Source organism: Streptomyces sp. NPDC046712 (assembly GCF_040645695.1).
In the GTDB taxonomy this organism is placed as follows: domain Bacteria; phylum Actinomycetota; class Actinomycetes; order Streptomycetales; family Streptomycetaceae; genus Streptomyces.
Genome location: NZ_JBEYYW010000012.1, coordinates 1 through 26,467 on the forward strand (window position 1 = coordinate 1; position 26,467 = coordinate 26,467).

26 protein-coding genes, 1 rRNA gene and 1 riboswitch are annotated in these 26,467 nt (G+C 70.7%); of the genes, 19 read left to right on the forward strand and 8 right to left on the reverse strand.

The window, feature by feature from the left end:
• The 11 genes from rrf to ABZ939_RS17580 form a co-directional block, all read left to right on the forward strand.
• A 5S ribosomal RNA gene (gene rrf / locus ABZ939_RS17530) occupies positions 1-92 on the forward strand; the annotation flags it as partial.
• Positions 93-240: 148 nt separating this feature from the next.
• Positions 241-849, forward strand: a complete 609-nt coding sequence (locus ABZ939_RS17535; RefSeq protein WP_361855238.1) for a CDP-alcohol phosphatidyltransferase family protein — start codon at positions 241-243, stop codon at positions 847-849.
• A 116-nt stretch (positions 850-965) separates the two neighbouring features.
• A complete protein-coding gene (locus ABZ939_RS17540) occupies positions 966-3,461 on the forward strand; it encodes a mannose-1-phosphate guanyltransferase (protein ID WP_361855630.1) in 2,496 nt (831 codons plus the stop codon).
• 100 nt (positions 3,462-3,561) lie between these two features.
• Entirely contained in the window at positions 3,562-4,491 is a 930-nt protein-coding gene (locus ABZ939_RS17545) for a DUF881 domain-containing protein (protein ID WP_361855241.1), read from the forward strand.
• Positions 4,488-4,820, forward strand: a complete 333-nt coding sequence (locus ABZ939_RS17550) for a small basic family protein (RefSeq protein WP_015032176.1) — start codon at positions 4,488-4,490, stop codon at positions 4,818-4,820. The genes ABZ939_RS17545 and ABZ939_RS17550 overlap by 4 nt, the downstream gene beginning before the upstream one ends.
• Positions 4,821-4,825: 5 nt before the next feature.
• Complete coding sequence (locus ABZ939_RS17555; RefSeq protein WP_361855244.1) at positions 4,826-5,671, forward strand: DUF881 domain-containing protein; 846 nt, start codon at positions 4,826-4,828, stop codon at positions 5,669-5,671.
• A gap of 82 nt (positions 5,672-5,753) precedes the next feature.
• Entirely contained in the window at positions 5,754-6,671 is a 918-nt protein-coding gene (locus tag ABZ939_RS17560) for an FHA domain-containing protein (RefSeq protein WP_361855633.1), read from the forward strand.
• 29 nt (positions 6,672-6,700) lie between these two features.
• Entirely contained in the window at positions 6,701-7,444 is a 744-nt protein-coding gene (locus ABZ939_RS17565) for a MerR family transcriptional regulator (RefSeq protein ID WP_361855247.1), read from the forward strand.
• Between the two features lie 53 nt (positions 7,445-7,497).
• The gene (locus ABZ939_RS17570) at positions 7,498-7,971 is read left to right on the forward strand and encodes a bifunctional nuclease family protein (protein ID WP_158985224.1); all 474 of its coding nucleotides are present in this window, start codon (positions 7,498-7,500) and stop codon (positions 7,969-7,971) included.
• A gap of 237 nt (positions 7,972-8,208) precedes the next feature.
• Positions 8,209-8,832, forward strand: a complete 624-nt coding sequence (locus ABZ939_RS17575) for a MerR family transcriptional regulator (protein WP_361855250.1) — start codon at positions 8,209-8,211, stop codon at positions 8,830-8,832.
• 90 nt (positions 8,833-8,922) lie between these two features.
• The gene (locus ABZ939_RS17580; protein ID WP_361855253.1) at positions 8,923-10,281 is read left to right on the forward strand and encodes a DNA polymerase IV; all 1,359 of its coding nucleotides are present in this window, start codon (positions 8,923-8,925) and stop codon (positions 10,279-10,281) included.
• A gap of 193 nt (positions 10,282-10,474) precedes the next feature.
• On the opposite strand, the gene ABZ939_RS17585 is transcribed toward ABZ939_RS17580, so the two are convergent.
• A complete protein-coding gene (locus ABZ939_RS17585) occupies positions 10,475-10,840 on the reverse strand; it encodes a PRC-barrel domain-containing protein (protein ID WP_361855256.1) in 366 nt (121 codons plus the stop codon).
• A gap of 114 nt (positions 10,841-10,954) precedes the next feature.
• Positions 10,955-11,053, forward strand: a riboswitch (glycine riboswitch).
• Positions 11,054-11,232: 179 nt separating this feature from the next.
• Between ABZ939_RS17585 and gcvP the strand changes: the two genes are divergently transcribed.
• The gene (gene gcvP / locus ABZ939_RS17590) at positions 11,233-14,118 is read left to right on the forward strand and encodes an aminomethyl-transferring glycine dehydrogenase (RefSeq protein WP_361855259.1); all 2,886 of its coding nucleotides are present in this window, start codon (positions 11,233-11,235) and stop codon (positions 14,116-14,118) included.
• Between the two features lie 95 nt (positions 14,119-14,213).
• Here the strand turns inward: gcvP and ABZ939_RS17595 are convergent, their stop codons facing one another.
• Both ABZ939_RS17595 and ABZ939_RS17600 read right to left on the reverse strand, forming a co-directional pair.
• The gene (locus ABZ939_RS17595; protein ID WP_361855261.1) at positions 14,214-14,420 is read right to left on the reverse strand and encodes a DUF5999 family protein; all 207 of its coding nucleotides are present in this window, start codon (positions 14,418-14,420) and stop codon (positions 14,214-14,216) included.
• A 338-nt stretch (positions 14,421-14,758) separates the two neighbouring features.
• Complete coding sequence (locus tag ABZ939_RS17600; protein WP_361855264.1) at positions 14,759-15,358, reverse strand: hypothetical protein; 600 nt, start codon at positions 15,356-15,358, stop codon at positions 14,759-14,761.
• A 481-nt stretch (positions 15,359-15,839) separates the two neighbouring features.
• On the opposite strand from ABZ939_RS17600, the gene ABZ939_RS17605 reads away from it, so the two are divergent.
• Together ABZ939_RS17605 and ABZ939_RS17610 are read left to right on the forward strand one after the other, a co-directional pair.
• Positions 15,840-17,339: a glutamate-cysteine ligase family protein gene (locus tag ABZ939_RS17605; RefSeq protein ID WP_361855267.1), complete on the forward strand. Its 1,500-nt coding sequence runs from the start codon at positions 15,840-15,842 to the stop codon at positions 17,337-17,339.
• A 68-nt stretch (positions 17,340-17,407) separates the two neighbouring features.
• A complete protein-coding gene (locus ABZ939_RS17610) occupies positions 17,408-18,205 on the forward strand; it encodes a type II CAAX endopeptidase family protein (protein WP_361855270.1) in 798 nt (265 codons plus the stop codon).
• 88 nt (positions 18,206-18,293) lie between these two features.
• Here the strand turns inward: ABZ939_RS17610 and ABZ939_RS17615 are convergent, their stop codons facing one another.
• Positions 18,294-19,103, reverse strand: coding sequence for a PhzF family phenazine biosynthesis protein (locus tag ABZ939_RS17615; RefSeq protein ID WP_361855273.1), 810 nt, complete (start codon positions 19,101-19,103; stop codon positions 18,294-18,296).
• 151 nt (positions 19,104-19,254) lie between these two features.
• On the opposite strand from ABZ939_RS17615, the gene ABZ939_RS17620 reads away from it, so the two are divergent.
• Positions 19,255-19,875, forward strand: coding sequence for a PadR family transcriptional regulator (locus ABZ939_RS17620; RefSeq protein WP_361855276.1), 621 nt, complete (start codon positions 19,255-19,257; stop codon positions 19,873-19,875).
• Positions 19,876-19,973: 98 nt separating this feature from the next.
• Here the strand turns inward: ABZ939_RS17620 and ABZ939_RS17625 are convergent, their stop codons facing one another.
• Both ABZ939_RS17625 and ABZ939_RS17630 read right to left on the reverse strand, forming a co-directional pair.
• The gene (locus ABZ939_RS17625; RefSeq protein WP_361855278.1) at positions 19,974-20,402 is read right to left on the reverse strand and encodes an SRPBCC family protein; all 429 of its coding nucleotides are present in this window, start codon (positions 20,400-20,402) and stop codon (positions 19,974-19,976) included.
• Positions 20,403-20,480: 78 nt separating this feature from the next.
• Complete coding sequence (locus ABZ939_RS17630; RefSeq protein ID WP_361855281.1) at positions 20,481-20,690, reverse strand: hypothetical protein; 210 nt, start codon at positions 20,688-20,690, stop codon at positions 20,481-20,483.
• Between the two features lie 218 nt (positions 20,691-20,908).
• Between ABZ939_RS17630 and ABZ939_RS17635 the strand changes: the two genes are divergently transcribed.
• The 3 genes from ABZ939_RS17635 to ABZ939_RS17645 all read left to right on the forward strand — a co-directional run bounded on the left by ABZ939_RS17635 (position 20,909) and on the right by ABZ939_RS17645 (position 23,610).
• Complete coding sequence (locus tag ABZ939_RS17635; RefSeq protein ID WP_361855284.1) at positions 20,909-21,427, forward strand: Clp protease N-terminal domain-containing protein; 519 nt, start codon at positions 20,909-20,911, stop codon at positions 21,425-21,427.
• 41 nt (positions 21,428-21,468) lie between these two features.
• Positions 21,469-22,455, forward strand: coding sequence for an EamA family transporter (locus ABZ939_RS17640; RefSeq protein WP_361855287.1), 987 nt, complete (start codon positions 21,469-21,471; stop codon positions 22,453-22,455).
• 195 nt (positions 22,456-22,650) lie between these two features.
• Positions 22,651-23,610, forward strand: coding sequence for a DMT family transporter (locus tag ABZ939_RS17645; RefSeq protein WP_361855635.1), 960 nt, complete (start codon positions 22,651-22,653; stop codon positions 23,608-23,610).
• A gap of 153 nt (positions 23,611-23,763) precedes the next feature.
• On the opposite strand, the gene ABZ939_RS17650 is transcribed toward ABZ939_RS17645, so the two are convergent.
• A complete protein-coding gene (locus ABZ939_RS17650; RefSeq protein WP_361855290.1) occupies positions 23,764-24,402 on the reverse strand; it encodes an FMN-binding negative transcriptional regulator in 639 nt (212 codons plus the stop codon).
• Between the two features lie 10 nt (positions 24,403-24,412).
• Positions 24,413-25,075: a pyridoxamine 5'-phosphate oxidase family protein gene (locus tag ABZ939_RS17655; protein WP_361855293.1), complete on the reverse strand. Its 663-nt coding sequence runs from the start codon at positions 25,073-25,075 to the stop codon at positions 24,413-24,415.
• A 35-nt stretch (positions 25,076-25,110) separates the two neighbouring features.
• Between ABZ939_RS17655 and ABZ939_RS17660 the strand changes: the two genes are divergently transcribed.
• On the forward strand, positions 25,111-26,442 hold the full coding sequence (locus ABZ939_RS17660) for an aminotransferase class I/II-fold pyridoxal phosphate-dependent enzyme (RefSeq protein ID WP_361855296.1): 1,332 nt from the start codon (positions 25,111-25,113) through the stop codon (positions 26,440-26,442).
• Positions 26,443-26,467 lie beyond the last annotated feature (25 nt).

A 26,467-nucleotide genomic window follows, 5' to 3' on the forward strand; every position in this document is an offset into this window, starting at 1 on the left:
CGCCCGGTTACATTCCGAACCCGGAAGCTAAGCCTTTCAGCGCCGATGGTACTGCAGGGGGGACCCTGTGGGAGAGTAGGACGCCGCCGAACAATTTTTAGCCTCAACCCCTGGACCTGGTCCGGGGGTTGAGGCATTTTTGCGTTCAAAATCGGACAGTCGACCCCTGTGTACTCCGCCGTCGTGGCTGAGGGTAAGGTCAGGGGGCATCATTGGCACGTTCCCACAGGAGGCCCCCGGGTGGAGGTCCAGGAGACTCGCGTTCAGACGGACCGGGTCCTCACCATCCCCAACATCCTGAGCATGGCTCGTCTCGTGGGTGTGCCGCTCTTCCTGTGGCTGATTCTCCGACCTGTGTTCGGTGGCCCGAACAGCGATGGCTGGGCCCTGTTGGTGTTGATGCTCAGCGGCGTCAGCGACTATCTCGACGGTAAGCTCGCCCGGCGCTGGAACCAGATCAGCAACCTCGGCCGGCTCCTCGACCCCGCCGCCGACCGGCTCTACATCGTCTCCACCCTCGTGGGCCTGACGTGGCGGGAGATCCTGCCACTCTGGCTGACCCTCGCCCTTTTCGCCCGCGAGCTGATGTTGCTGGTGATGGTGGGAATCCTCCGCCGGCACGGCTATCCGCCGCCGCAGGTGAACTTCCTCGGGAAAGCTGCGACATTCAACTTGATGTACGCCTTCCCCCTGCTGCTGCTCAGTGACGGAACGGGTTGGCTTTCGTCACTCGCTGAAGTTTTCGGGTGGGCCTTCGCCGGATGGGGTACAACTCTCTATTGGTGGGCAGGGATCCTCTACGTGGTCCAGGTCCGTCGACTCGTCAAGGCGGATACCGCGGCCGATTGAGCCCGTCTGTCCTCTGCCGTGCAGCGTCGCCGGCATGTACGAGGACGCCCGAGGGCCACTGAGCGGACAGGTGAAGTCGGCAGGACCGTCGTCTCTTGAAGGAGGACGCTTCCGACATGAAGGCCGTCGTGATGGCCGGTGGCGAAGGAACCCGACTTCGTCCCATGACCTCGAGCATGCCCAAGCCTCTTCTGCCGGTGGCCAACCGGCCGATCATGGAGCATGTCCTGCGACTGCTCAAGAGGCACGGTCTCACCGAGACCGTTGTCACCGTGCAGTTTCTCGCCTCACTCGTCAGGAACTACTTCGGTGACGGCGAGGAGCTCGGTATGGAGCTCACGTACGCCAACGAAGAGAAACCGCTCGGCACCGCGGGAAGTGTGAAGAACGCCGAGGAGGCGCTGAAGGACGACGCCTTCCTCGTCATCTCGGGGGACGCACTCACCGATTTCGACCTCACCGATCTGATCGCCTTCCACAAGGCGAAAGGCGCCCTTGTCACCGTCTGTCTGACGCGTGTGCCGAATCCGCTGGAATTCGGCATCACGATCGTCGACGAGGAAGGAAAGGTCGAGCGCTTTCTCGAGAAGCCGACCTGGGGACAGGTCTTCTCGGACACGGTGAACACGGGCATCTACGTCATGGAGCCCGAGGTCTTCGACTACGTCGAGGCCGACACCTCCGTCGACTGGTCGGGTGATGTCTTCCCCCAGCTCATGAAGGAAGGCAAGCCGATCTACGGCTATGTCGCCGAGGGCTACTGGGAGGATGTCGGTACCCACGAGAGCTACGGCAAGGCGCAGGCCGACGTGCTCGAAGGAAAGGTCCAGGTCGAGCTCGACGGCTTCGAGATCTCGCCCGGTGTGTGGGTCGCCGAAGGAGCGGAAGTCTCTCCCGACGCCGTTCTCCGCGGGCCGCTGTACATCGGCGACTACGCGAAGGTCGAGGCGGGAGCCGAGATCCGCGAGCACACCGTCATCGGCTCGAACGTGGTCGTCAAGAGCGGCGCCTTCCTTCACAGGGCCGTCGTCCACGACAACGTCTACATCGGGCAGCAGAGCAATCTGCGCGGCTGCGTGATCGGCAAGAACACCGACATCATGCGGGCCGCCCGGATCGAGGACGGCGCCGTCATCGGCGACGAATGCCTGGTCGGTGAGGAATCGATCGTGCAGGGCAACGTCCGGGTCTATCCGTTCAAGACCATCGAGGCCGGCGCGTTCGTCAACACCTCCGTCATCTGGGAGTCGCGCGGACAGGCCCATCTCTTCGGGGCGCGCGGGGTCTCTGGGATCCTCAACGTGGAGATCACGCCCGAGCTGGCCGTACGGCTCGCCGGTGCGTACGCCACGACGCTGAAGAAGGGCTCGACCGTCACCACCGCGCGTGACCACTCCAGGGGCGCCCGTGCCCTGAAACGCGCGGTGATCTCGGCGCTGCAGGCCAGCGCCATCGACGTACGCGACCTGGAGAACGTACCGCTGCCCGTGGCACGGCAGCAGACCGCCCGGGGAAGCGCGGGCGGGATCATGCTGCGGACCTCGCCGGGTGTGCCGGACTCCGTGGACATCATGTTCTTCGACGAGCGGGGTGCGGACCTGTCGCAGGCCGGGCAGCGCAAGCTGGACCGGGTCTTCGCACGCCAGGAGTACCGGCGGGCGTTTCCGGGCGAGATCGGTGACCTCTCCTTCCCGGCGAGCGTCTTCGACTCGTACACCGGTTCTCTGCTCCGGAACGTCGACACCTCCGGGATCGCCGAGGCCGGCCTGAAGGTCGTCGTGGACGCCTCCAACGGCAGTGCGGGGCTCGTTCTGCCGAGCCTTCTCGGCAGGCTGCAGGTGGACTCGCTGACGATCAACCCGGGACTCGACGAGTCGAGGCCCACGGAGTCGGCGGAGACCAGGCGGGCCGGGCTCGTGCGGCTCGGGGAGATCGTGGCCTCGGCGCGGGCCGCGTTCGGGGTGCGGTTCGACCCGGTGGGCGAGCGGCTGTCGCTCGTCGACGAGCGGGGCCGGATCATCGAGGACGACCGCTCGCTCCTGGTGATGCTCGACCTGGTGGCCGCCGAGCGGCGCTCGGGGCGGGTGGCGCTGCCGGTGACGACCACGCGGATCGCCGAGCAGGTCGCCGCGTACCACGGCACGCAGGTGGAGTGGACGACGACGTCGCCCGACGATCTGACCAGGGTCGGCCGGGAGGAGTCCACGATCTTCGGCGGCGACGGTCGCGGCGGGTTCATCATTCCCGAGTTCAGCAGCGTCTTCGACGGCGCCGCCGCGTTCGTACGGCTCATCGGTCTGGTGGCGCGCACGCAGCTCACCTTGAGCCAGATCGACGCCCGGATCCCGCGGGCCCACGTCCTGCGGCGGGACGTCGCGACGCCGTGGGCCGTGAAGGGGCTCGTGATGCGCCGGGTCGTGGAGGCGGCCGGCGACCGGTCGGTGGACACCACCGACGGGGTACGGGTCGTCGAGGCGGACGGCCGCTGGGTGATGGTGCTGCCCGACCCGGCCGAAGCGGTCACCCATCTGTGGGCGGAGGGGCCCGACGACGCTTCCGCCCAGGCCCTGCTCGACGAGTGGTCGAGCGTGGTCGAGACCGCAGGTCACTGACGGTTGGGACGGGTGAGCCGGGAGGTGTCCCTGGGACACCTCCCGGCTCTTCGGTGGGGCCATTCGGCGGTAGCACCGCCGACGTGCGACGATGTGCGGCATGTCGCAGCAGCACCCCATTCGGAGCACCGGATCACCACCCCCGCGTCCGGACGCGTCCATGTCGCTGCTGAACAACGTGATCGACCACGCGCTCGACGACGGCTACGCCGAGGCGACGGCCCGGCGCGAGGCCGAGGGCGGCGGGCTGCCTCGCACGCTCCGTGCCAAGCTCGGCCTCGCGGCCGGCCTCGTGCTCGCCGCGGCCGTGGTGACCGTGGGCGCCGCGGAGGCGCGGATCTCCGCGCCGGTCGTCGCCAAGGAGCGGCAGGAGCTGATCGACCGGATCGACGCGGAGACCTCCGCGGCCGACAAGCTGGAGCAGGACGTCGAGAAGATCCGCGCCGAGGTGGGGGAGCGGCAGCGCAAGGCGCTCGAGCAGCACGGCGGTGACCAGGCCGAGCTGGTGGCGCTGCTCTCCGGAGCGACGCCGGTGCGCGGGCCGGGCGTGAAGCTCGTGGTCGACGACGCCAAGGACACCGAGCAGGGCGGCGGAGGTCCCCGGGAGAGCAGCGGGTTCTCCGACACGGGCCGGGTCCGTGACCGTGACATGCAGCGGGTCGTCAACGGTCTGTGGGCGTCGGGTGCCGAGGCCGTCTCGATCAATGGCCAGCGGCTGACGTCGCTGTCCGCGATCCGGGCAGCGGGCGACGCCATACTGGTCGACAACAAGCCGCTGGTGCCGCCGTACACGGTGCTGGCGGTGGGGGACGGGCAGCGGTTGAGTACCGCGTTCCAGGACAGCGCCGACGGCCAGTACCTGCATGCGCTGCAGGAGAACTTCGGGATCCGCACCAGCATCTCGGCCGAGACCGAGGTGCGGCTGCCGGCCGCGCCGAGCCTGATCGTACGTACAGCAGAGCCGAGGGGAGCCGGGGCGGCCAAGGCCACCGGACAGGCCACGGCCGACACAGGGAAGGGCACATCTTGATCGCCGTACTGGGCCTGATCGTGGGAGTGGTGGTCGGACTGTTGGTCCGTCCCGAGGTTCCGGCGGTGGTCGAGCCCTATCTTCCGATCGCCGTGGTCGCCGCCCTCGACGCGGTCTTCGGCGGCCTCCGTGCCATGCTCGACGGGATCTTCGTCGACAAGGTCTTCGTGGTCTCCTTCCTGTCCAACGTGGTCGTGGCGGCCCTGATCGTCTTCCTCGGCGACAAGCTGGGCGTCGGCGCGCAGCTGTCGACCGGTGTCGTCGTCGTGCTCGGCATCCGGATCTTCTCCAACGCCGCCGCCATCCGGCGGCACGTCTTCCGGGCGTGACGCCGATGAGCAACGACGCGCACCCCCAGACGCCGGAGAACCCGGACGACGACAACAAGCCGACCCCGGCAACCCCGGCGACGCCCGCGACGCCCGTGACACCTGAGACCCCCGCCGCCCCCGAGCAGCAGCTGACCGGGCGGCAGCGCCTGGCCGCGGGGCTCTGGCCGCCGCGGGTGAGCCGGGCCCAACTCATCGTCGCCCTGCTGCTGTTCGTGCTCGGTCTGGGCCTTGCCATTCAGGTCCGCTCCACCAGCGACAACAGTGCGCTGCGGGGCGCCCGTCAGGAGGACCTCGTCCGCATCCTCGACGAGCTCGACGACCGTACGCAGCGCCTGGAGGACGAGAAGACGCGCCTGGAGAGCCAGCGCTCCGAGCTGGAGTCCAGCTCGGACCAGGCCGAGGAGGCGCGCAAGCAGACCCAGGAGAAGGAGCGTCAGCTCGGCATCCTGGCCGGCACGGTCGCCGCGGAGGGTCCGGGCATCACGCTCACCGTCGCGGGCGCCTCGGCCGCGGTCGAGTCGGACATGCTGCTCGACGCCATCCAGGAGCTGCGGGCCGCGGGCGCCGAGGCGATCCAGATCAACGACGTACGGGTGGTTGCGGACAGCTACTTCACCGGTGCGGGCAGCGACATAGAGATCGATGGAACGAAGGTGACCGCTCCATACGTCTTCAAGGTCATCGGCAAGCCCGAGGATCTCGAGCCCGCGCTCAACATCCCCGGTGGAGTCGTCCAGACACTGGAGAAGGAGCAGGCCACAGCGACCGTGGCCCGGTCCGAGAAGATCGTTGTGGATGCCTTGCGACCTGCGAAGCGGCCTGACTACGCTCAGTCGTCCTCGCAGTGAGGCGGGGGTGCATGGCGGTCGCGCGACAAGGGGAAGACGTTGCGGGGGGTCGCCGCACCACAAGCGTGGTGCGTGGTGGAAACTGTCCGGAGGATACGGACGTTGTGAAGGTGTCCGGGTCGGCAGGTGTGTTCATTCAGGGTTCGTCCTGCCCCACGGGCGGGTCTGTTTCGGTCAAGGGGAATCGCCCGTGAGTTTTTTTGCGAAGTTGTTCGGCAAGAGCGCACGCGAGGACGGCGGCAACGCCAAGCACCGCGCGCCGCGCCACGCCCAGAGCGAGGAGCAGGGGGGCGAGCGTCCGCTGTTCCGCGATGAGGTCGACGGCCAGGGCGCGTCGTCTGTTGACCCTGCCGGTGCCGGGCGCATAGGTTTCGGAGAACCATCAACCTCAGGTACGGGTGGAGGGTTCACCCCCGATCCGTATGCGACCCAGACCTCCGCGGGTCAGCCGCGGCAGGAGGATGCGTCCATGCCGGTGTGTACGAGGTGCGGTCACCGCAACGCCGCGGACAGCCGTTTCTGCTCCCACTGCGGCACGCCGCTGCGGGGCGGGGCGCCCGTGGAGCGCGCGTCCGAGACGACGTCGACGATCTCGATCTCGGGCCTCGAGGCGTACGACGCCGAGGTCACCGGTCAGACCGCGATGCCGTCCCTTTCGCCGGAGGCCCTGGCGGCCGTCGAGGCACTGCCGGCCGGATCGGCGCTCCTCGTCGTGCGCCGCGGCCCGAACTCGGGCAGCCGCTTCCTGCTGGACAGCGAGCTGACCACGGCCGGCCGTCACCCGCAGAGCGACATCTTCCTCGACGACTTCACCGTGTCGCGGCGCCATGTCGAGTTCCGGCGGGCGCAGGACGGCAGCTTCACTGTCGCCGATGTCGGCAGCCTCAACGGCACGTACGTCAACCGTGAGCCGATCGACTCGGTCGTTCTGTCCAACGGCGACGAGGTGCAGATCGGCAAGTACCGGCTGGTCTTCTATTCGAGCCAGCGGGGCGTGTGACGCCTCGGGAAAGCCTTCAGGGAAGGTCCATGCTGCGAACACCGACGGGCGGTGCCGGACACGGCGCCGCCACCGCGGGCGACCGGCTGGTCAGCATCGGGACGGTGCTGAACCAACTGCGTGACGAGTTTCCCGAAGTGACCATTTCCAAGATCCGGTTCCTGGAGGCCGAGGGGCTCGTCGAGCCTCGGCGGACGGCCTCCGGATACCGGAAGTTCAGCCCGCAGGACGTGGAGCGGCTCGCTCAGATCCTGCGGATGCAGCGGGACCACTATCTTCCGCTGAAGGTCATCCGGGAGCATCTCGACGCCCTCGCCCGGGGCGAGCAGATCAAGCTCCCGTCCCCCAGCCCGCAGCGGGATCTGCTCGACGGCGCCTGGGAAGCGGAGAGCGACCGTCCGACCGCCGCGCGGGTGGGGCGGGCCGAGCTGCTCGCCGCCGCGGAGGTGACCGAGGAAGAACTCGCCGAGTGGGAGTCCTACGGGCTCATCGCCGCGGGAGCCGAGGGCGGCTACGACGCCGAGGCGGTCACGGTCGCCAAGCTTGTCGCGGATCTGGGGAGATTCGGTCTGGAACCGCGACACCTCCGGGCGGTCAAAGCGGCCGCCGACCGGGAGGCGGGTCTGGTCGAACAGGTGGTCGCGCCGCTGCGCCGGCACCGTAATCCGCAGACCAGAGCCCATGCGGAGGCCACCGTCAAGGAGCTCGCAGGGCTCTCCGTGCGGCTTCACGCAGCACTGGTCCAGACCGCCCTGGGGCTCCGGCTGCAGTGATCTTGTGGGGGCCCGACTACCCAAACCGGTCGACCACGTCCTAGGGTTGCTGTGTGAACGAGCTCGACGTTGTGGGTGTCCGGGTGGAAATGCCCTCCAACCAGCCGATCGTGCTCCTGCGTGAAGTGGGAGGCGATCGGTACCTCCCCATCTGGATCGGACCGGGTGAGGCGACCGCGATCGCCTTCGCCCAGCAGGGCATGGCCCCTGCCAGGCCGCTGACGCACGACCTTTTCAAGGATGTCCTTGAAGCCGTGGGCCAGGAGCTCACGGAGGTCCGCATCACGGATCTCCGTGAAGGTGTCTTCTACGCGGAGCTGGTCTTCGCCAGCGGCGTAGAGGTGAGCGCCCGGCCGTCCGACGCGATAGCGCTGGCCCTGCGCACCGGGACGCCGATCTTCGGCAGTGACGGTGTGCTCGACGACGCCGGTATCGCGATTCCGGATGAGCAGGAGGACGAGGTGGAGAAGTTCCGCGAGTTCCTCGACCAGATCTCCCCGGAGGACTTCGGGTCCAGCAGCCAGTGAGGTCCAGCGGCCGTTGAAGGCCGGTGAGGCCAGGGAAGTGGGCCGGCTGTGGGCTGGTCGTCGGCCGTCGCGCGCCGGGTGCGGTCAGAGCATTCGAGTAGCCTTTCCCCGGAGAGAGTCACGGGAAACCACTCTCAGGGTGATTATCACTCGGCGTGCCGAGTGTGGCGATCGTTGACGCACCCCGAGTGACTGCCTACCTTCGTGTGGGCAGGTCAAGGACGGAGGGTCGGCGTGATGAGCAGCGGCGACGGTACGGCAGGGGGCTCTCTCGGGCGTGCGCCCGCGGAGAGCGGTCCGTATCCGCTTCACGGCAGTGGGGGCGACTTCGGTACGGACGCGAGTGCGAGCGCGGCGGCCGGGACGGACGTGGTGGGATACCGCGGTCCGACGGCCTGCGCGGCGGCCGGGATCACCTACCGCCAACTGGACTACTGGGCGCGTACCGGGCTTGTCGAGCCGAGCGTGCGGCCCGCGTACGGATCCGGGACGCAGCGGCTGTACAGCTTTCGCGATGTCGTCGTTCTCAAGATCGTCAAGCGGTTCCTGGACACCGGGGTCGCGCTGCAGAACATCCGGGCCGCCGTGCAGCACCTGCGGGCCCGCGGCTTCCGTGACCTGGAGCGGATGACGCTGATGAGCGACGGGGCCACGGTCTACGAGTGCTCCTCGCCCGACGAGGTCGTCGACCTGCTCCAGGGCGGACAGGGGGTCTTCGGGATCGCGGTGGGCGTGGTCTGGCGCGACGTGGAGGCGGCGCTCTCGCAGCTGCACGGGGAGCGCGTCGACACCGGTGAGACGCTGATCGGCCACAACCCGGGCGACGAGCTCGCGCGGCGGCGGCGCGACCGGGCGGTCTGAGCGTCCGCCGGGTCCCGTGCCTGCGGGGCTGGGGCACGCCCGTACGTGAGTGCGGGTCGATTGTCAGTGGCGTAGGGCAGCATCGGAGATGTGAGAGCCGCGCCCACGATTCTGCATCTGGACATGGATGCCTTCTTCGCCGCCGCCGAGCAGGCGGCGAAACCGAGTCTGCGCGGAAAGCCGGTGGTGGTCGGGGGTCTGGGCCCGCGCGGGGTCGTCGCCACCGCCTCGTACGAGGCGCGGCGGTTCGGGGTCCACTCCGCGATGCCGATGGCGCAGGCCCGGCGACTGGCGCCCAACGCCGCGTACCTTGTGCCGCGCTTCGGCTTCTATCGGGCGATCAGCGAGCAGGTCATGGAGCTCCTCGGGCGGCTGTCGCCGCTGGTGGAGCCGCTGAGCCTGGACGAGGCCTTCGTCGACCTGGAGGCCGGGGGTGTGGCCGACGACAGCGCGAGCGCGCGCGAGGCTGGTGAGCGGCTGCGCAGGGACATTCTCGGCACCACGGGGCTGACGGGGTCGGTGGGGCTCGCAGGGTCGAAGATGCTGGCCAAGATCGCCTCGGAGGAGGCCAAGCCTGACGGCCTGGTGCTGATCGAGCCGGGGACCGAGCGGGAGCTCCTGGGGCCGAAGTCGGTGCGGATCCTGCCGGGGGTCGGGCCGGCCACCGGGGAGCATCTGCGGCGGGCCGGGATGACGACGGTGTCGGACCTCGCGGAAGCGGGTGAGGACGAGCTTGTACGGCTCCTTGGGCGGGCGCACGGGGCCTCCCTGTACCGGATGGCCCACGGGTACGACGATCGGCCCGTGGTGGCCGAGCGGGACGCGAAGTCGGTGTCGGTGGAGGACACCTTCGACGTGGACCTGCACGACCGGGTGCGGATCCGGATCGAGGTGGAGCGGCTCGCGGAGCGGTGTGTGGGGAGGCTGCGGACCTCGGGGCACTCGGGGCGGACGATCGTCCTGAAGGTGCGGCGGTTCGACTTCTCGACGCTGACGCGCTCCGAGACGCTGCGCGGGCCGACGGACGACCTGGTGGTGGTGCGGGAGGCGGCGGGGCGGCTGCTCGAGGGGGTGGACACGACGGGTGGGGTCCGGCTGCTCGGCGTGGGGGTGAGCGGGCTCGCGGACTACACGCAGGAGGATCTGTTCGCGCAGGCGGCGGAGCCCTCGGAGCGGGCCGTGGAGGAGGTGCCCGTGGTGGAGGGCGCCGCTGAGCCGGAGACGCCCGCTCCCGAGCGGCGGTGGTCGCCCGGGCACGACGTACGGCACGTGGTGTACGGGGCCGGGTGGGTGCAGGGGAGCGGGGTGGGGCGGGTCACCGTGCGCTTCGAGGAGCCGGGGTCGGCGCCGGGGCGGGTGCGGACGTTTCTGGTGGACGATCCGGAGCTGGAGGCGGGGGAGCCGTTGCCTCTGGTGGGGGGCGGGGCGGGTACGGCGGCCGTCGCCTAGAGGGGTGCGCCCGGCCTTTCGGCCGGGCTTGTCGTTCCCACCCGCACCACCCGTGCAGACGAGATGACAGAGGTGCGGGTCTCCTCGTGGACGGCTGATCGCCGTCGGCGGCTGCGGGCCGACGACAGCTTCCCGCCGGGGAGCCGGTAGCTCCGGGGGGCCTCGCCCGCGCCGCCGCGTCGGGGGCGGCCTCTTAGGACTCCTCTTGGCCTGCCAGGCGGCCGAAGTCGTGGTCCGGGGGTGGTGGGGGGAGGGCGATGTTGTAGTGGCGGTAGAGCTGGAGTTCCTGCTCCGGGGAGAGGTGGCGGCCCACGCCGAAGTCCGGGGCGTCCTTGATCAGGGACCGGTCGTACGGGATGTGGAGGCCGTCGCTCGCCAGTTCGCTCGGCTCCAGGGGGACGAACGCGTCCCGGCTGAACAGGCCCGTGCGGACCGCGGCCCACTCGGGGACCCCCGTCGCGTCGTCCAGGTACACCTCGTCCACGGTCCCGATCTTGTGTCCCTCGCGGTCGAACGCCTTGCGGCCGATCAGGCTGCGCGGATCGATGTCGGTCTGCACGGTCCCTCCAACTGGTCGCAACTGCTCTACAAGGACTACGAAAGTGCACATCTGGGATGTCGGCCACTTGAGCGATGGAACCGGGAACGGCGCTGGTAGGCTGGCTGTGGCTGTCGACCCTGTGCGGGAGAGTCCTCCGGAGAAACCTTTCGGAGGCGCCGAAGGAGCAAATCCTCCCCGGAATCTCTCAGGCCCCTGTACCGCACGGACGAGGTCACTCTGGAAAGCAGGGCGGAAGTCCGACGGCATCCGCTCTCACCGACGGTGAAAACCGGCGAGCCCCTTCGGCATGCCGGTGAAGCTCTCAGGTTGAGATGACAGAGGGGGAGGCCGTCCGGGCACCCGCGCCGTGGTGCCTCTCGCAGGTCGTGACGACCAGGAGGCCTCCGTACATGACCGCAAACCGCACTCCGCTCTCCGAACTCGAACAGGGCATCCCGTTCGAGCAGCGGCACATCGGGCCCGACGCCGAAGCACGGGCCAAGATGCTCGCGCAGGTCGGCTACGGCTCCCTCGACGAGCTCACGGCCGCCGCCGTGCCGGACGTGATCAAGAACGCCGAGGCGCTGGGCCTGCCCTCCGCCCGCACAGAGGCAGAGGTCCTCGCCGAGCTGCGCGAGCTCGCCGACCGTAACCAGGTCCTCGCCCCGATGATCGGTCTGGGCTACTACGGCACCTTCACCCCGCCGGTGATCCTCCGCAACGTCATGGAGAACCCGGCCTGGTACACGGCGTACACGCCCTACCAGCCGGAGATCTCGCAGGGCCGTCTCGAGGCGCTGCTCAACTTCCAGACCGTGGTCGCCGACCTCACCGGTCTGCCCACCTCCGGCGCCTCGCTCCTCGACGAGGGCACCGCGGCCGCCGAGGCCATGGCGCTCGCCCGCCGCGTCGGCAAGGTCAAGAACGGTGTCTTCCTCGTCGACGCCGACGCCCTGCCGCAGACCATCGCCGTCATCGAGACCCGTGCCGAGCCGACCGGTGTCGAGGTCGTCGTCGCGGACCTGTCCGAGGGCATCCCCGCCGAGATCGCCGAGCGCGGCGTCTTCGGTGTGCTCATCCAGTACCCGGGTGCTTCCGGCGCCGTCCGCGACATCAAGCCGCTCATCGACGCCGCCCACGAGCTCGGCGCGATCGTCACCGTCGCCGCCGACCTGCTCGCGCTCACCCTCCTGACCTCGCCCGGCTCCCTCGGCGCCGACATCGCCGTCGGCACCACCCAGCGCTTCGGTGTGCCCATGGGCTTCGGCGGTCCGCACGCCGGTTACATGGCCGTCCAGGACAAGCACGCCCGCTCCCTGCCGGGTCGCCTCGTCGGCGTCTCCGTCGACGCCGACGGCAACAAGGCCTACCGCCTGGCCCTGCAGACCCGCGAGCAGCACATCCGCCGCGAGAAGGCCACCAGCAACATCTGCACCGCGCAGGTGCTGCTCGCCGTCATGGCCGGCATGTACGCCGTCTACCACGGCCCCGACGGCCTGAAGGGCATCGCGCAGCGCACCCACCGGTACGCCGCGATCCTCGCCGCGGGCCTGAAGGCCGGCGGTGTCGAGGTCGTCCACGGCGCCTTCTTCGACACCCTCACCGTCCGTGTGCCGGGCAAGGCAGCCGAGGCCGTCGCCGCCGCCCGCGAGGCCGGCGTCAACCTGTACCTCGTCGACGCCGACCACGTGTCGATCTCCTGCGACGAGACCACCGGGCGCGCCCAGCTCGCCGCCGTCTGGGGCGCCTTCGGTGTCGACGCCGACATCGAGGCCCTGGACGCCGCGACCGAGGACGCGCTGCCCGCCGCTCTGCTGCGCTCCGACGCGTACCTCACCCACCCGGTCTTCCACGCGCACCGGTCCGAGACGTCGATGCTGCGCTACCTGCGCAAGCTCGCCGACCGCGACTACGCGCTCGACCGCGGCATGATCCCGCTCGGCTCCTGCACCATGAAGCTGAACGCGACCACCGAGATGGAGCCGGTGACCTGGCCCGAGTTCGGCCAGATCCACCCCTTCGCCCCGGTCGAGCAGGCCCAGGGCTACCTCACGCTCATCACCGAGCTCGAGGAGCGCCTCGCCGAGGTCACCGGCTACGACAAGGTGTCGATCCAGCCCAACGCCGGTTCGCAGGGTGAGCTGGCCGGTCTGCTGGCCGTCCGCGCCTACCACCGCGCCAACGGCGACCTGCAGCGCACCGTCTGCCTCATCCCGTCCTCCGCGCACGGCACCAACGCCGCCTCCGCGGTGATGGCCGGCATGAAGGTCGTCGTCGTCAAGACCGCCGACGACGGCGAGGTCGACGTCGCGGACCTGCGCGCCAAGATCGAGCAGTACCGCGACGAGCTGTCCGTGCTGATGATCACCTACCCGTCCACGCACGGTGTGTTCGAGGAGCACGTCGCCGACATCTGCGCCGAGGTGCACGACGCCGGCGGTCAGGTGTACGTCGACGGCGCCAACCTCAACGCGCTGGTCGGTCTGGCCAAGCCGGGCAAGTTCGGCGGCGACGTCTCGCACCTGAACCTGCACAAGACCTTCTGCATCCCGCACGGTGGCGGCGGCCCCGGCGTCGGTCCGGTCGGTGTGCGCGCGCACCTCGCCCCGTACCTGCCGAACCACCCGCTGCAGCCCACCGCGGGGCCCGAGACGGGCGTCGGCCCGATCTCGGCCGCCCCGTGGGGCTCGGCCGGCATCCTGCCGATCTCGTGGTCGTACGTGCGACTGATGGGTGGCGAGGGCCTCAAGCGCGCCACGCAGGTGGCCGTCCTCGCCGCGAACTACATCGCCAAGCGCCTGGAGCCGTACTACCCGGTGCTGTACACCGGCCCGGCCGGTCTGGTCGCCCACGAGTGCATCGTCGACCTGCGTCCGCTGTCCAAGGCGACCGGCGTCAGCGTCGACGACATCGCCAAGCGCCTGATCGACTACGGCTTCCACGCGCCGACGATGTCGTTCCCGGTGGCCGGCACGCTGATGATCGAGCCGACCGAGTCCGAGGACCTGACCGAGCTCGACCGTTTCTGCGACACGATGATCGCGATCCGCGGCGAGATCGAGAAGGTCGCGTCGGGCGAGTGGCCGGCCGAGGACAACCCGCTGCGCAACGCCCCGCACACCGCGGCGGCGCTGGGCGGCGAGTGGAACCACGCGTACACCCGTGACGAGGCGGTCTTCCCGGCCGGTGTGTCGGCCGCGGACAAGTACTGGCCGCCGGTCCGCCGGATCGACGGTGCGTTCGGTGACCGCAACCTGGTCTGCTCCTGCCCGCCGCTGGACGAGTACGACAACTGAGCATGAGCAACTGAGCATGAGTCAGGGCCGGTTCGGAGTTTCTCTCCGGGCCGGCCCTTTCGTGTTCCCTCGTACGTGTGGTGGCGTCCTCGCCGTCAGGCGGCCGTCGTCACCTGTCCCGCCCTCAGCGGGCGGTGCGGGGCGATGATCTGGCCGTCCGGCAGCAGTTCACCGGTGTCCTCGAAGAGCAGGACCCCGTTGCACAGCAGGCTCCAGCCCTGCTCCGGGTGGTGCGCCATCAGTCGGGCCGCCTCCCGGTCGGCGGAGTCGGCGGTGGGACAGGCAGGCTGGTGCTGGCACATGGGTGGGTTCTTTCGCTGCGTCGTGGTGTCTGTCGTCCTGCGGCTCGATGCGGTGCTCATGGCCGCCCCCCCCGTTGTCGGTTCGGTTGGTCCAGTGTTCCCCCACGGACGTCGATCCGCAGGGATTTCGCGGCAGCTCTTCCTACTGCATGAAGACGTATCACCCGCGCGGGCGGTTCAACTCAACTGGGCGGTCTCTTCGGGTGGTTCGGGATGGCCCTGGTGGGCTAGTCCGTACGGGGCGGGGTGTTCGACGTGGCCGTTCGGACAGCACGGCGCCCCGCGGTCGGTCCGGCCGCGGGGCGTGCGCGGTGCGTGTGAGGTTCGTGTGAGGTGGTTCAGGCCGGCGCCGGCGTGCCGAACAGCGGCGGCGGCGCCAGGCGCAGGGTGAGGACGGGCAGCAGGTCGGCGACCCGGTGCGGACGGTGGGCGGCGATGCCCGGCGGCGCCGGGGCGAGTGGAACGAGGAGGTCGGTGGGTTCGGGTGAGGTGGAGGACCCGTCGGCCTCCGTGTCGCCGTGGAGCCACAGCGTCAGCATGTACAGCTCCGGTACGGAGAGGAGGCGCGGCTGGTACGTCGTGGGCAGCGTCTCGGCCTGGAGCAGGGCGCGTTCGGTGGCGGTGACGTAGGGACCCTCGAAGAAGTGCGAGAAGGACCAGCCGTCGGGCGTGAGCATGGTGTCGGCGGCGGCGACGGCCCGGTCGGTGCCCCGGATCAGGAAGCGCCAGCCGGTCAGCCGCGTGCGCGGTGCCTGCCCGGACGGGACGACCTGGTCCCCTACGTCGAGGACGTGGACGGGCAGGGGGAGTTCGGGGCTCAACGGCCCCAGGGCGGACCGAAGGGCGGGAGTTCGTGCTTCGCGGACGGCGGTGGGGGAACCGAGGGCCGCGAGGACACTGCGCAGGGCCGGCGCAGGGGCCGGGGAGGGTCGGAGCATGGTGGGTCGCCTCTCACTCAGGAGACACGGTGATGCGTGGGCAGGTACGACGGCGCTGTGGGCTGCCGGGCCGGAGGGGCCATGAAGCCATGGCCGGGCGCCAACACTCTGCCTCGTTCGCGGAGTTTATACGAGACGTGTTCACGCAGTGTTTCCGCTAGCCGTCGCCGATATTGCGAACAAGACGTCATCCGGCCTTGTTCCAGAGGCGATTCGCGGTATTTCGGGGTGAGGGCGAGTCGGCTGCCTGTGGCTTCGCCGTCGCTGCGGACGGCCGAATATCACCCCCATGCTTTCGGCGATTATGGCGGTGGAATATGTCCTTTGCCAAGTGCCTCAGGGATGTGCCGGGGGATTGCTCAATCCAGCCTACCGGTCGGCAGGGTGGGTCCGCAGGAGTTATGGATCAATAGGCTGGGCATCATCGTCCGTGACGCGCGCGGCCGTCGCCGTGGCCGCCCAATCGGGGAGGGACGCTTCGATGGGGGAGAAGGTCGTGGCAGACGGGTTCGGCCTGTCCGATCGGCAGAGATACCGCAGGAAGCTCCAGCAGTGTCTGGCGGGGCTCGCGAGGCTCCTGGCGGAGAAGAGGTTCGACCGTCCGCAGAATCTCATGGGCCTGGAGATCGAACTCAATCTCGCGGGCGCGGACGGCATGCCACGGATGGTGAATGGCGACGTCCTCGAGCGCATCGCGAGCCCGGATTTCCAGACGGAACTCGGTATGTTCAATCTCGAAGTGAACATCGCTCCGCACCGTCTCGGCGGACGAGTTTTCGACCGGCTCGCGGAGGAGCTGAGGGCCGGTCTGGGATATGCCGACCGCAAGGCCCGCGAAGTCGACGCCGGTGTGGTCATGATCGGGATTCTGCCGACGCTCTCGCAGCGCGATCTCGTCTTCGAGAATCTCTCGGACAACGACCGGTACACCCTGCTCAACGACCAGATCGTCGCCGCTCGGGGCGAGGATTTCGCCCTCGACATACAAGGCGTGGAGCGGCTCACCTGTACGTCCACGTCGATCGTGCCCGAGGCGGCCTGCACATCGGTGCAACTGCACCTCCAGGTCACCCCGGCGCGCTTCGCCGCGGTGTGGAACGCTGCCCAGGCCGTGGCGGCGGTCCAGATCGCCGTGGGCGCCAACTCGCCGTTCCTCTTCGGACGGGAGCTCTGGCGCGAGTCCCGTCCGCCGCTGTTCCTGCAGGCCACGGACACCAGGCCGCCGGAGCTCCAGGCGCAGGGGGTACGGCCGCGCACCTGGTTCGGGGAGCGGTGGGTGGATTCGGCGTACGACCTCTTCGAGGAGAACCTGCGGTACTTCCCCCCGCTGCTGCCGATCTGCGACGAGGAGGACCCGCTCCGCGTCCTCGATCAGGGAGGGGTGCCGCGCCTGCAGGAGCTCGTCCTGCACAACGGGACGGTCTACCGCTGGAACCGGCCGGTCTACGGCTGGGTCGACGGGGTCCCGCATCTGCGGGTGGAGAACCGGGTGCTGCCGGCCGGACCGACGGTCACCGACGTCGTCGCCAACGCTGCCTTCTACTACGGGCTCGTGCGGGCGCTGGCCGAGGAGCCCCGGCCAGTCTGGAAGAGGATGGCGTTCGAGGACGCCTCCGCGAACTTCGACCTCGCCTGCCGCCACGGTATCGATGCGGAGCTGCGCTGGCCGCGGCCGGGACGATCGGGAGGGGTCGCGACCGTGCCCGCGGTACGGCTCGTCCTCGACGAACTGCTGCCGCTCGCCGCGGCGGGGCTCGACGCCTGGCACGTGGAGCCGGCCGACCGGGACTTCTATCTGGGCGTGATCGAGGAGCGCTGCCGTCGTCGGGTCAACGGGGCCTCCTGGCAGGCCGAGACCTTCCGCCTGGCACGGGAGTCCGGGCTCGACCGCGAGGCGGCCCTGGCGGCCACGACCCGCCGGTACGCCGAGCTGATGCACGGCGGAGAGCCGGTGCACACCTGGCCCATGGGGGTCGAGTAGCCCCCGGAGGGGCCCGTCACGCATGATCTCCGTACCCGGAACGCGATGGGGAAGTGGAGACAGGTGTGGTGTCGGATCAACGAGTGGTCGCCGATTCTCTTCCCCCCGACGGCCTGCCGCGCAGGATCCTGCGGTCCGAGACGCTGATCGTCCTGGCGCTCTCGCTCGGTGCGAGCGCGCTGTCGTCCCTCATCAGCTTCCTCGGCGCGCTGACCAAGCCCGGCGGGCTCAAGGAACAGGCGGCGACGCTCAACGGCTCGTACGTTCCCGGGCGGCCGTGGCTCGATCTGGCCTGGCAGCTCTTCGGCATCGCCACGGCGCTCGTACCGGTCCTGCTCGTCGCTCATCTGCTGCTGCGCGAGGGCTCGAGTATGCGCGCGATCGGCTTCGACCGGACGAGCCCCTGGCCGGACCTCGGGAGGGGCGCACTGGTCGCGGCCGGGATCGGAAGCGCGGGCCTTGCGTTCTACCTGGCGGCGCGGGGGGCCGGGTTCAACCTGACCGTGGTGCCCGAGTCGCTGCCGGACGTGTGGTGGAAGTACCCCGTCCTGATTCTGTCGGCGCTCCAGAACTCCGTACTGGAGGAGGTCGTCGTCGTCGGCTATCTGCTGCGCCGGCTCGGCCAGTTGGGGTGGTCCCCGATGGCGGCCCTGCTGGCGAGCTCGCTGCTGCGCGGCTCGTACCACCTCTACCAGGGCATCGGCGGCTTCGTCGGGAACGTCGTGATGGGCGTCGTCTTCGTGTACCTCTACCGCCGCTGGGGCCGGGTGGGCCCGCTGGTGGTGGCGCACGCACTCCTCGACATCGTGGCCTTCGTCGGCTACGGGCTGCTGGCCGGGAAGGTGGACTGGCTGCCCACCGCCTGAACGACGGAAGAGCGGAACGACGGAAGGGGCGTACGGCGGCGGCCGTACGCCCCTTCTGTGTGTCCGGGGTCCTTGTGTGTGTCCCCGGTCAGGCGCGCAGCTCGCCGTCGATGACGGTGACCGCGTGGCCGGTCAGCAGGGTGCGGTCGCCGCGCAGCCGGGTGCGGACGACGCCGGTGCGGGCGCCGCCCTGGAAGCCGGTCAGCTCGTCGCGGCCGAAGCGCGCGGACCAGAACGGGGCGAGCGCGGTGTGAGCGCTGCCGGTGACCGGGTCCTCGTCGATGCCGACGCCCGGGAAGAAGCCGCGGGAGACGAAGTCGTAGCCGCGCTCGGGCTGTTCGGCCGCGGCGGTCACGATGACACCGCGGTCGGAGAGGTGCACCAGGGCCGCGAAGTCCGGCTCCAGGGACCGGACGGTGGCCTCGTCGCGCAGCTCGACGACGAGGTCGCCGATGTGCGCCGCGGTGTCGTGGACGGAGACGACGTCCGCGCCCAGCGCCTTCTCCAGGCCGTCGGGGGCCGGCACGGGAGTCAGCGTGGAGGTCGGGAAGTCCATCGTGATGGTGCCGTCCTCCTCGGCGGTGGCGCTGAGGATGCCGCAGCGGGCGGCGAACCGGACGGTCCCGGTCGCGGCGCCGGTCGTGTGCAGGACGTGGGCGGTGGCGAGCGTCGCGTGGCCGCACATGTCGACCTCGGTGGCCGGGGTGAACCAGCGCAGGGCCCAGTCGGCCTCGCTGCCGGGCGGCAGCGGGTGGGCGAAGGCGGTCTCGGAGAGGTTGACCTCGGCGGCCACCTTCTGGAGCCAGTGGTCGTCGGGGAAGGAGTCGAGGAGGAGGACCCCTGCCGGGTTGCCGGAGAAGGGGCGGTCGGTGAAGGCGTCGACGATTCGGATCCGCATGTCACGGACCGTACCGGGGTGGAAAAGCCGCAGGCCAAGGCCAATCCGGGACGACTGGACCGATCGAGTGTTGGCAAACGAAGTATTCCGATATATCGTTGAGGCATCGCGACAGTTCAACGATGTATACCCCGATGGAAGGAGCGTTGCGATGCGTTCACATGGACACGAACACGGACATGGCCACGGGCACGGACAGTGCGGCCCCGGACCTCGCGGTGACTTCGAAGGGCGGCGTGCCGCCTTCGGGCCCTTCGGGCCGGGCTTCGGAGGCGGACCGTGGGGCGGAGGCCCCTTCGGTGGCGGCCGTGGTCGCGGAGGCGGCCGGGGCCGGGCGCGGCGCGGAGATGTGCGCGCCTCGATCCTGGCGCTGCTGAAGGACCGCCCGATGCACGGTTACGAGATGATCCAGGAGATCGGCGAGCGCAGCGGCGGGGCGTGGAAGCCCAGCCCGGGCTCCGTCTACCCGACCCTGCAGCTCCTCGAGGACGAGGGCCTGATCGCCAGCGCGAGCGAGGGCGGCAAGAAGCTGTTCACGCTCACCGACGCCGGCCGCGCCGAGGTCGAGTCGGGGCCGGAGGCCCCCTGGGTGGAGGCCGGGCGCGGTGTCGACTGGGAGGCCGTGAACGAGATCCGGCAGGCCGGCTTCGGTCTGATGGAGGCCTTCGGACAGGTCTGGAAGACCGGCAGCACCGAGCAGCGGCAGAAGGCCGTCGAGGTCATCAACGAGGCCCGTAAGAAGCTGTACCTGATCCTGGCCGACGAGCACTGAGCCGACCGGGCAGCGGGAGGGGCCCCACGGCGCAGCGCCGTGGGGCCCCTCCTTTCTGTCTCGCGAGTCCGTGGTCAGGTCACCGGTGAGGTCCGTGGTCAGGTCACCAGGCCGGCCAGCTTCCGCAGGGACTCGTTCAGCGCCGCGGTGGCCGAGTCCTTCAGCTTGCCCGCCATCAGGGAGACCGCCGCGCCGGTGAACTCGCCGTCGATGCGGACCGTGGTGGCGTCGCCCTCCGCCGCGAGCGAGTAGCGCGTGCCGACGTTGACCCCCATCGGGCCCTTGCCCCGGATGGCCAGTACCCGGGCGGTCTCCAGCTCCTCGACCGTCCAGGTCACCTCGGCGGGGAAGCCCATCAGCTTCATGTTCTCCGCGAAGGTGGCGCCCGTCTCCAGTGCGGCTGGACCGCCGTTCGGGAAGCTGGTGTGGGTGGCGTTCCACTCGCCGTACGAGGTGAAGTCGGTCAGCTGCGCCCAGACCTTCTCGGCCGGCGCCTCGATCCGTGCCTCCGCGCTGACTTCGGCCATACGACCACCCCTTCACGGGTTCGCGTGTTCTCGTCGGTCTTCGGTGTCGACGGAACGTAGCCGGGCGCCCGTCAACATTCAATACTGATGAACCGTCAGTTCTTCGACATCGCCCGTCCACCACATCTGCGCGGAGTCGAACCAGTCGGAGGCCCGCGGTCCGCCGCCCTCGTCGTGGCAGTGGAACGCGGCCCAGAAGAGGTCGGCCGGCAGCGCTTCCCGCGGTGCGTACACGCGGTAGACGTACTGCCGCCCGTCAAGTGCGAGCAGGGCGACCATCCAGAACATACTCTGGGGACGAAACGGGAGGGCGCCGTGGTTGCATTCGGGGCGTAAAGCAAGGCGGCGCGCGCCCCCGGAGGGAGAACGCCTGAAATCTCCTCCGCAGGGAGGAGGAACCGCTCGTCCGTGCCCAACTCCGGTGGGATGCGTACATGCTCCTCGGCGGGGATGTTCCGGCCGTCCGAGGCTGATGAGGTGGAAGCGTGCATAGTCCCGTCCCTCGCGTGCCCCGGCAGCCCGTGGCCCGCCGCCCGGAAATCCATCTCGGCCGCCTCACCGCCGAACTCGCGACGGTCGTGGCGAGCGCGCGCCGCAGGGCGCTGCGCGACGGGGACCGGCAGATCGACACCGCCCATCTGCTCCACTCGCTTATCGAATCCGATCCCGAGGTCGGCGCCGCCTTCGAGGGCCGGGCGCAGCTCGCGCGCGTGCTCGGCTACCTCGTCCAGCGCTCCATCGGCTACGGCCTGCGCTGGCAGGGCTCCGTCGAGGGCTCCGGCACCCTGGATGTCGTACGGGAGGCCGATCCGGCGGCGGACGGCTGGTCGCCCGCCGCGGCCGCCGCGATGGGCCGAGCCTGGGAGCGGGCCGCGCTGCGCGGCGATCCCCGCGCGGGCGGCCTCGATCTGCTGGCCGTGATCGCCGCCGATCCGGAGTGCCGGGCCGTCGAAGTGCTCGGCCGCGCAGGGGTCGATCCCCTCGTGCTGGCGGGCCGGATCGGGGAGCTGTCTCAACAGGTGTAACGGGGGTTACGCACCTGACGCCGTCCTGTCATGATGGCCCGATGCACGCGTCTCAGGGGAGAAGCGCCGGCCTGGGACTCGCCCTGGCCTCGGCCTTCGCATTCGGTGGTTCAGGTGTGGCGGCGAAGCCGCTCATCGAGGCGGGACTCGACCCGCTCCATGTGGTGTGGCTCCGCGTGGCCGGCGCCGCGCTCGTCATGCTGCCGGTGGCCTGGCGCCACCGCGACCTGCTGCGCCGCAGGCCGGCGCTGCTCGCCGGCTTCGGACTCCTCGCCGTCGCGGGCGTCCAGGCCTGCTACTTCGCCTCGATCTCCCGGATCCCCGTCGGGGTCGCGCTGCTCATCGAGTACCTCGCCCCCGCCCTCGTCCTCGGCTGGGTCCGCTTCGTCCAGCGGCGGCCGGTCACCCGCGCCGCCGCACTCGGTGTCGTCCTCGCCGTCGGCGGCCTGGCGTGCGTGGTGCAGGTCTGGTCGGGGCTCAGCTTCGACCTGCTCGGCCTGCTGCTCGCGCTCGGCGCCGCCTGCTGCCAGGTCGGTTACTTCGTCCTCTCCGACCACGGCGGCGACGAGTCCGATCCGGTCGACCCGCTGGGCGTCATCGCGTACGGACTGCTCATCGGCGCGCTCGTGCTCACCGTCGTAGCCCGGCCGTGGGGCATGGACTGGTCCGTGCTCGGCGGCAACGCGGACATGAACGGCACCGGCGTGGCCGCCTGGCTGCTCCTGGGCTGGATCGTGCTGATCGCCACGGTCCTCGCCTACGTCACCGGGATCGTCTCGGTGCGCAGGCTCTCCCCGCAGGTGGCCGGTGTCGTCGCCTGCCTGGAAGCCGTGATCGCGACCGTACTGGCCTGGGTGCTGCTCGGTGAGCACCTGGCCGCACCGCAGATCATCGGCGGCGCGGTCGTGCTCGTCGGCGCGTTCATCGCCCAGTCGTCGACGCCGAAGCCGGCCTCGACGGAGCCGGTGGCCGGGTCCGAGTCGAGTGCCCGCGAAGCCGAGTTGTCGGCCGGCCGGACCGCCCCGTAAGGTGCCGATCATGCATTCGACCGTGCTTCCGCCTCCCGCCGCCTAGGCGCGGGCGGCACTCTCCCTGACGAAGACCGGGCTCGGGCAGTCCCCGAGCGGTTCGTCGCTGCCCGCGTGCGGATTCGAGCGACCACACCACCCCGTCTTCACACGGAGAAGCACGTGTCGAACTCCTCCTCCGCGTCCGCGGCAGCCATGCCTGCCGTCGGGCGGAGCCTCCTCTATCTGATCGTCGCCGGCATTGCCTGGGGCACGGCCGGGGCCGCTGCCTCGCTGATGTTCCGAGTCAGCGACATGGGGCCGCTGGCCCTGTCCTTCTGGCGCTGCGTCGGCGGCCTCGTACTGCTGCTCGGGGCGCTGGCCCTGCGGCCCGGGCGAACCGCGGCCTGCGACCGGCCCGAGGTGGCGGAGCCGCGCCGGCGGCGGCTCACCCGCATCCTCGGCACGGGAATCGGGCTGACCTTCTTCCAGAGCGCCTACTTCGCCGCCGTCGAGGCGACCGGGCTGGCGGTCGGCACCGTCGTCACGCTGGGCGCGGGGCCCGTACTGATCGCGCTCGGCGCCCGGCTCGCCATGGGCGAACGGCTCGGCCGAGGCGGCGTGGCGGCCGTGGCCGGGGCGCTCGCGGGACTCGTCGTCCTCGTCCTGGGCGGTGTCGTGAACGGCGGGAGCGGAGAGGTCAGGCCGCTGGGCGTGGCCCTCGCGGTGCTCTCGGCGGCCGGGTACGCGGCCATCACGCTGCTCACCCGGTGGCTGGGGCGGGACGGCGGGGGCTCGGACGCGCTGTCGACGACGACCTGGGCCTTCGCGATCGGCGCGGTGGGGCTGCTGCCGATGGCCGCCGTCGAGGGGCTGTTCCCGCACACCGAGCAGCCCGTGCAGGTGCTCGGGCTGCTGGTGTTCGTGGCGGCGGTGCCGACGGCGCTTGCGTACGCGCTCTACTTCGCGGGGGCGGCGGTCGTGAGGGCGGCGACGGTGTCCGTGATCATGCTGCTGGAGCCGGTGAGTGCGGCGGTGATCGCGGTGGGGGTGCTGGGGGAGGAGCTCACGGCGGCGACGGTCGGGGGCACGCTGCTGTTGCTCACCGCGGTGACCGGGCTGGCCCTCGCCGAGGCGCGGGCGGCGACGGCGCGGCGGCGGGAGGCCGTGGCGTAGTCGGCCGGGTGCGGGCCGGTGGGGGTTGTGCCCACCCGTTCCGCCCCGGCGGAACGTATGCCCACAACCCCCAGGGGGGCGGTGTGCCCGCCCGTCCGGCCCTGCGGAGCGTATGCCCACAACCCCCCAGGGGGGCGGTCTGGCCGCGACGCCCTACGCGCGGCGGCGGCGTTGGTGGGCTGCTGCCTCGTGGTCGCCGCGGGAGGCGCGGGTTGTCAGGCCCTCCGCGATGCGGGTCTGGACCTGTTCCGGCTTGTGGTTCGCGTACTTGAACTTGGCGCGGACGTCCGTCACGTCGAGGCGCAGGACCCGCAGGCCCGGCAGGAGTCGGGGGAAGGGAGCTTCGTCGGCCGTGACGGGGGCGGTGCCGCCCTCCGGCTGGAAGTGGGCGACCTGGCGGTTCAGCAACTCGGCCTTCTCCGCCGGGTCGTCGACCACATGCGCCGTGCAGCGCAGCTGGACCGCGGCGTAGAAGGACGTGGGGGTTCCGTGCTCGGGCGGGGCCCCCTCGGGGGCCGCCCACGGGCCGGGGACGAACGCGTAGTCGTCGACCACGCTGAGCAGGACCGTGGGGTTCTCCTCCAGGGCCCGCCACAGCGGGTTGGGCCGGGCGAGATGGGCCAGCACCTGACCGTAGGGGCCGGGCTCGGAGTCGTACCGGAAGTGCATCGGCTGCACCCACGGCGGCTCGCCGGACAGTCCGTTGACGGCGAGCTGCCCGAAGTCGTGGCGGGCCAGCCAGTCGCGCCACTCGTCGGTGTCGCGGGCGGCGTCCCAGGGGTGGATCAGCATGGCGCGGCCCTCAGACGGCGGAGAGGTAGTCGGGCAGGGCGATGGCCGGGTCGTGGTCGTCGGCCGGGATCGGCGTTCCGTAGGTCTTCTGGACCGGGATCACACCGCTCCAGTGGGGGAGGGCCGCGTCCTCCGGCTCGTCGTTGGGGCCGCCGGTGCGGACCTTGGCGGAGACCTCGTCGAGGTCGAGGCGCAGGACGGCGGTGGCCGCGAGCTCCTTGGCGTTGGCCGGGCGGGAGTCGTCGGAGCGGCCCGGGACGACGTGGTCGACCAGGGCGTCGAGGGCGGTGCGCAGTTCCTCGGGGTCGGTGACCTGGTGGGCGGTGCCGTGGACCACGACCGAGCGGTAGTTGATCGAGTGGTGGAAGGCGGACCGGGCCAGGACGAGGCCGTCGACATGGGTCACGGTCAGGCAGACCGGCAGCCCCGGGGCCTCCTCGCCCTTGCCCGCCATGCGCAGGGGGCGCGAGCCGGTGGAGCCGTGGACGTAGAGACGGTCGCCGATCCGGCCGTAGAGCGTCGGCAGCACGACCGGCGCCCCCTCGCGGACGAAGCCGAGATGGCAGACGTACGCCTCGTCGAGTATCGAGTGCACCAACGCGCGGTCGTACGAGGCGCGGTCACGGGAACGGGTGGGGATGGTCCGCTCGGTCGGCTCGTAGGAATCCGTCATTGCGCTCTCCATTGCACTAGTGCATAATCTGCTTTGTGCTAGGAGAGTATCGGATCGCAGGGCGCCGCGCATCGGAGATTGCCGCGAGCGTGGAGCGCGGGGTCGCCGCAGGTGAGCTGGGGCCTGGGCAACTGCTCCCGCCGATGCGGGAGTTGGCGCTCACGCTGGGCGTGAACCCGAATACGGTCGCGGCCGCGTACCGGACCCTGCGGGAGCGCGGGGTCATCGAGACGGACGGGCGGCGCGGCAGCCGTGTGCGACCGAGGCCCGCGACGACGGCCCGTGGGTCGATCCGGGTGGAGGCCCCGGCCGGCGTACGGGACGTGGGCAAGGGCAATCCGGACCCGGCCCTGCTGCCCCCGCTGGGCCCGGCGCTCGCCGAGGCCGCGCGGCGGGAGGCCGAGCGGCCCGGGATGTACGCGGAGGCACCCGTCGACGAGGAGTTCGCCCGGCTCGCTCGCGCCGCGCTGGACGCCGACGGGGTCCCCGACGGGCCGGTCGCGGTCGCCTCGGGGTCGCTGGACGCCATCGAACGGGTCCTGGCCGTCCACCTCAGGGCGGGAGACGCGGTCGCCGTCGAGGACCCGGGGTGGGGGAGTCTGCTCGACCTCGTGCCGGCGCTCGGACTGCGGCCGGTGCCGGTCGCGGTCGACGACGAGGGGCCGCTGCCGGAGGCCGTGGCACGCGCACTGCGGGACGGCGCACGGGCGGTGATCGTCACCGACCGCGCGCAGAACCCGACCGGGGCGGCTGTCGGGGCGGCCCGCGCCGACGCCTTGCGCCGGATCCTCGCCGACCATCCGGACGTGCTGCTCGTGGAGGACGACCACGGCCACGGCATCGTCGACCTGCCGCTGCACCCGCTGGCCGGGGTGACCCGCCACTGGGCCTTCGTGCGCTCGGTCGCCAAGGCGTACGGGCCGGATCTGCGGATCGCCGCGTTCACCGGCGACGCCGAGACCGTCGACCGGGTCCTCGGCCGGCAGCGGCTCGGCCCCGGCTGGGTCAGCAGGCTGCTCCAGCGTGCGGTGGCTCATCTGTGGGCGACGGGGGCGGTGGACGCGGCGGCCGTCGCGGGCGCCTACGCCGAACGGCGCGACGGGCTCGTACGCGCGTTGCGGCGGCGGGGCGTCGAGGCGCACGGGCGCAGCGGGATGAACGTATGGGTGCCGGTCTCCGACGAGACGGGCGCGGTGGCCCGGCTGCTCGGCGCGGGCTGGGCGGTGGCCCCCGGCGCCCGGTTCCGGCTGGACGCGGGGCCTGCGGTGCGGCTGACCGTCTCGGGTCTGACCGCCGCCGACGTGGAGGCCCTGGCCGAGGCGGTCGCGGGGGCGGCGGGACCGGCGACGGCGCGCAGTTACGGCTGAAGGCCCCCGTCCCAGGTGGGGAAGG

Excerpts from the sequence above, each read along its gene's own strand:
- ABZ939_RS17595 (WP_361855261.1), bottom strand. The coding sequence starts at position 14,420 with ATGTGCCAGCACCAGCCTGCCTGTCCCACCGCCGACTCCGCCGACCGG.
- ABZ939_RS17645 (WP_361855635.1), top strand. The coding sequence starts at position 22,651 with ATGCCTGCCGTCGGGCGGAGCCTCCTCTATCTGATCGTCGCCGGCATT.
- ABZ939_RS17650 (WP_361855290.1), bottom strand. The coding sequence starts at position 24,402 with ATGCTGATCCACCCCTGGGACGCCGCCCGCGACACCGACGAGTGGCGC.
- ABZ939_RS17605 (WP_361855267.1), top strand. The coding sequence starts at position 15,840 with ATGGGGGAGAAGGTCGTGGCAGACGGGTTCGGCCTGTCCGATCGGCAG.
- gcvP (WP_361855259.1), top strand. The coding sequence starts at position 11,233 with ATGACCGCAAACCGCACTCCGCTCTCCGAACTCGAACAGGGCATCCCG.
- ABZ939_RS17620 (WP_361855276.1), top strand. The coding sequence starts at position 19,255 with ATGCGTTCACATGGACACGAACACGGACATGGCCACGGGCACGGACAG.
- ABZ939_RS17600 (WP_361855264.1), bottom strand. The coding sequence starts at position 15,358 with ATGCTCCGACCCTCCCCGGCCCCTGCGCCGGCCCTGCGCAGTGTCCTC.
- ABZ939_RS17575 (WP_361855250.1), top strand. The coding sequence starts at position 8,209 with ATGAGCAGCGGCGACGGTACGGCAGGGGGCTCTCTCGGGCGTGCGCCC.
- ABZ939_RS17655 (WP_361855293.1), bottom strand. The coding sequence starts at position 25,075 with ATGACGGATTCCTACGAGCCGACCGAGCGGACCATCCCCACCCGTTCC.
- ABZ939_RS17545 (WP_361855241.1), top strand. The coding sequence starts at position 3,562 with ATGTCGCAGCAGCACCCCATTCGGAGCACCGGATCACCACCCCCGCGT.
- ABZ939_RS17625 (WP_361855278.1), bottom strand. The coding sequence starts at position 20,402 with ATGGCCGAAGTCAGCGCGGAGGCACGGATCGAGGCGCCGGCCGAGAAG.
- ABZ939_RS17630 (WP_361855281.1), bottom strand. The coding sequence starts at position 20,690 with ATGTTCTGGATGGTCGCCCTGCTCGCACTTGACGGGCGGCAGTACGTC.
- ABZ939_RS17565 (WP_361855247.1), top strand. The coding sequence starts at position 6,701 with ATGCTGCGAACACCGACGGGCGGTGCCGGACACGGCGCCGCCACCGCG.
- ABZ939_RS17640 (WP_361855287.1), top strand. The coding sequence starts at position 21,469 with ATGCACGCGTCTCAGGGGAGAAGCGCCGGCCTGGGACTCGCCCTGGCC.
- ABZ939_RS17540 (WP_361855630.1), top strand. The coding sequence starts at position 966 with ATGAAGGCCGTCGTGATGGCCGGTGGCGAAGGAACCCGACTTCGTCCC.
- ABZ939_RS17615 (WP_361855273.1), bottom strand. The coding sequence starts at position 19,103 with ATGCGGATCCGAATCGTCGACGCCTTCACCGACCGCCCCTTCTCCGGC.
- ABZ939_RS17555 (WP_361855244.1), top strand. The coding sequence starts at position 4,826 with ATGAGCAACGACGCGCACCCCCAGACGCCGGAGAACCCGGACGACGAC.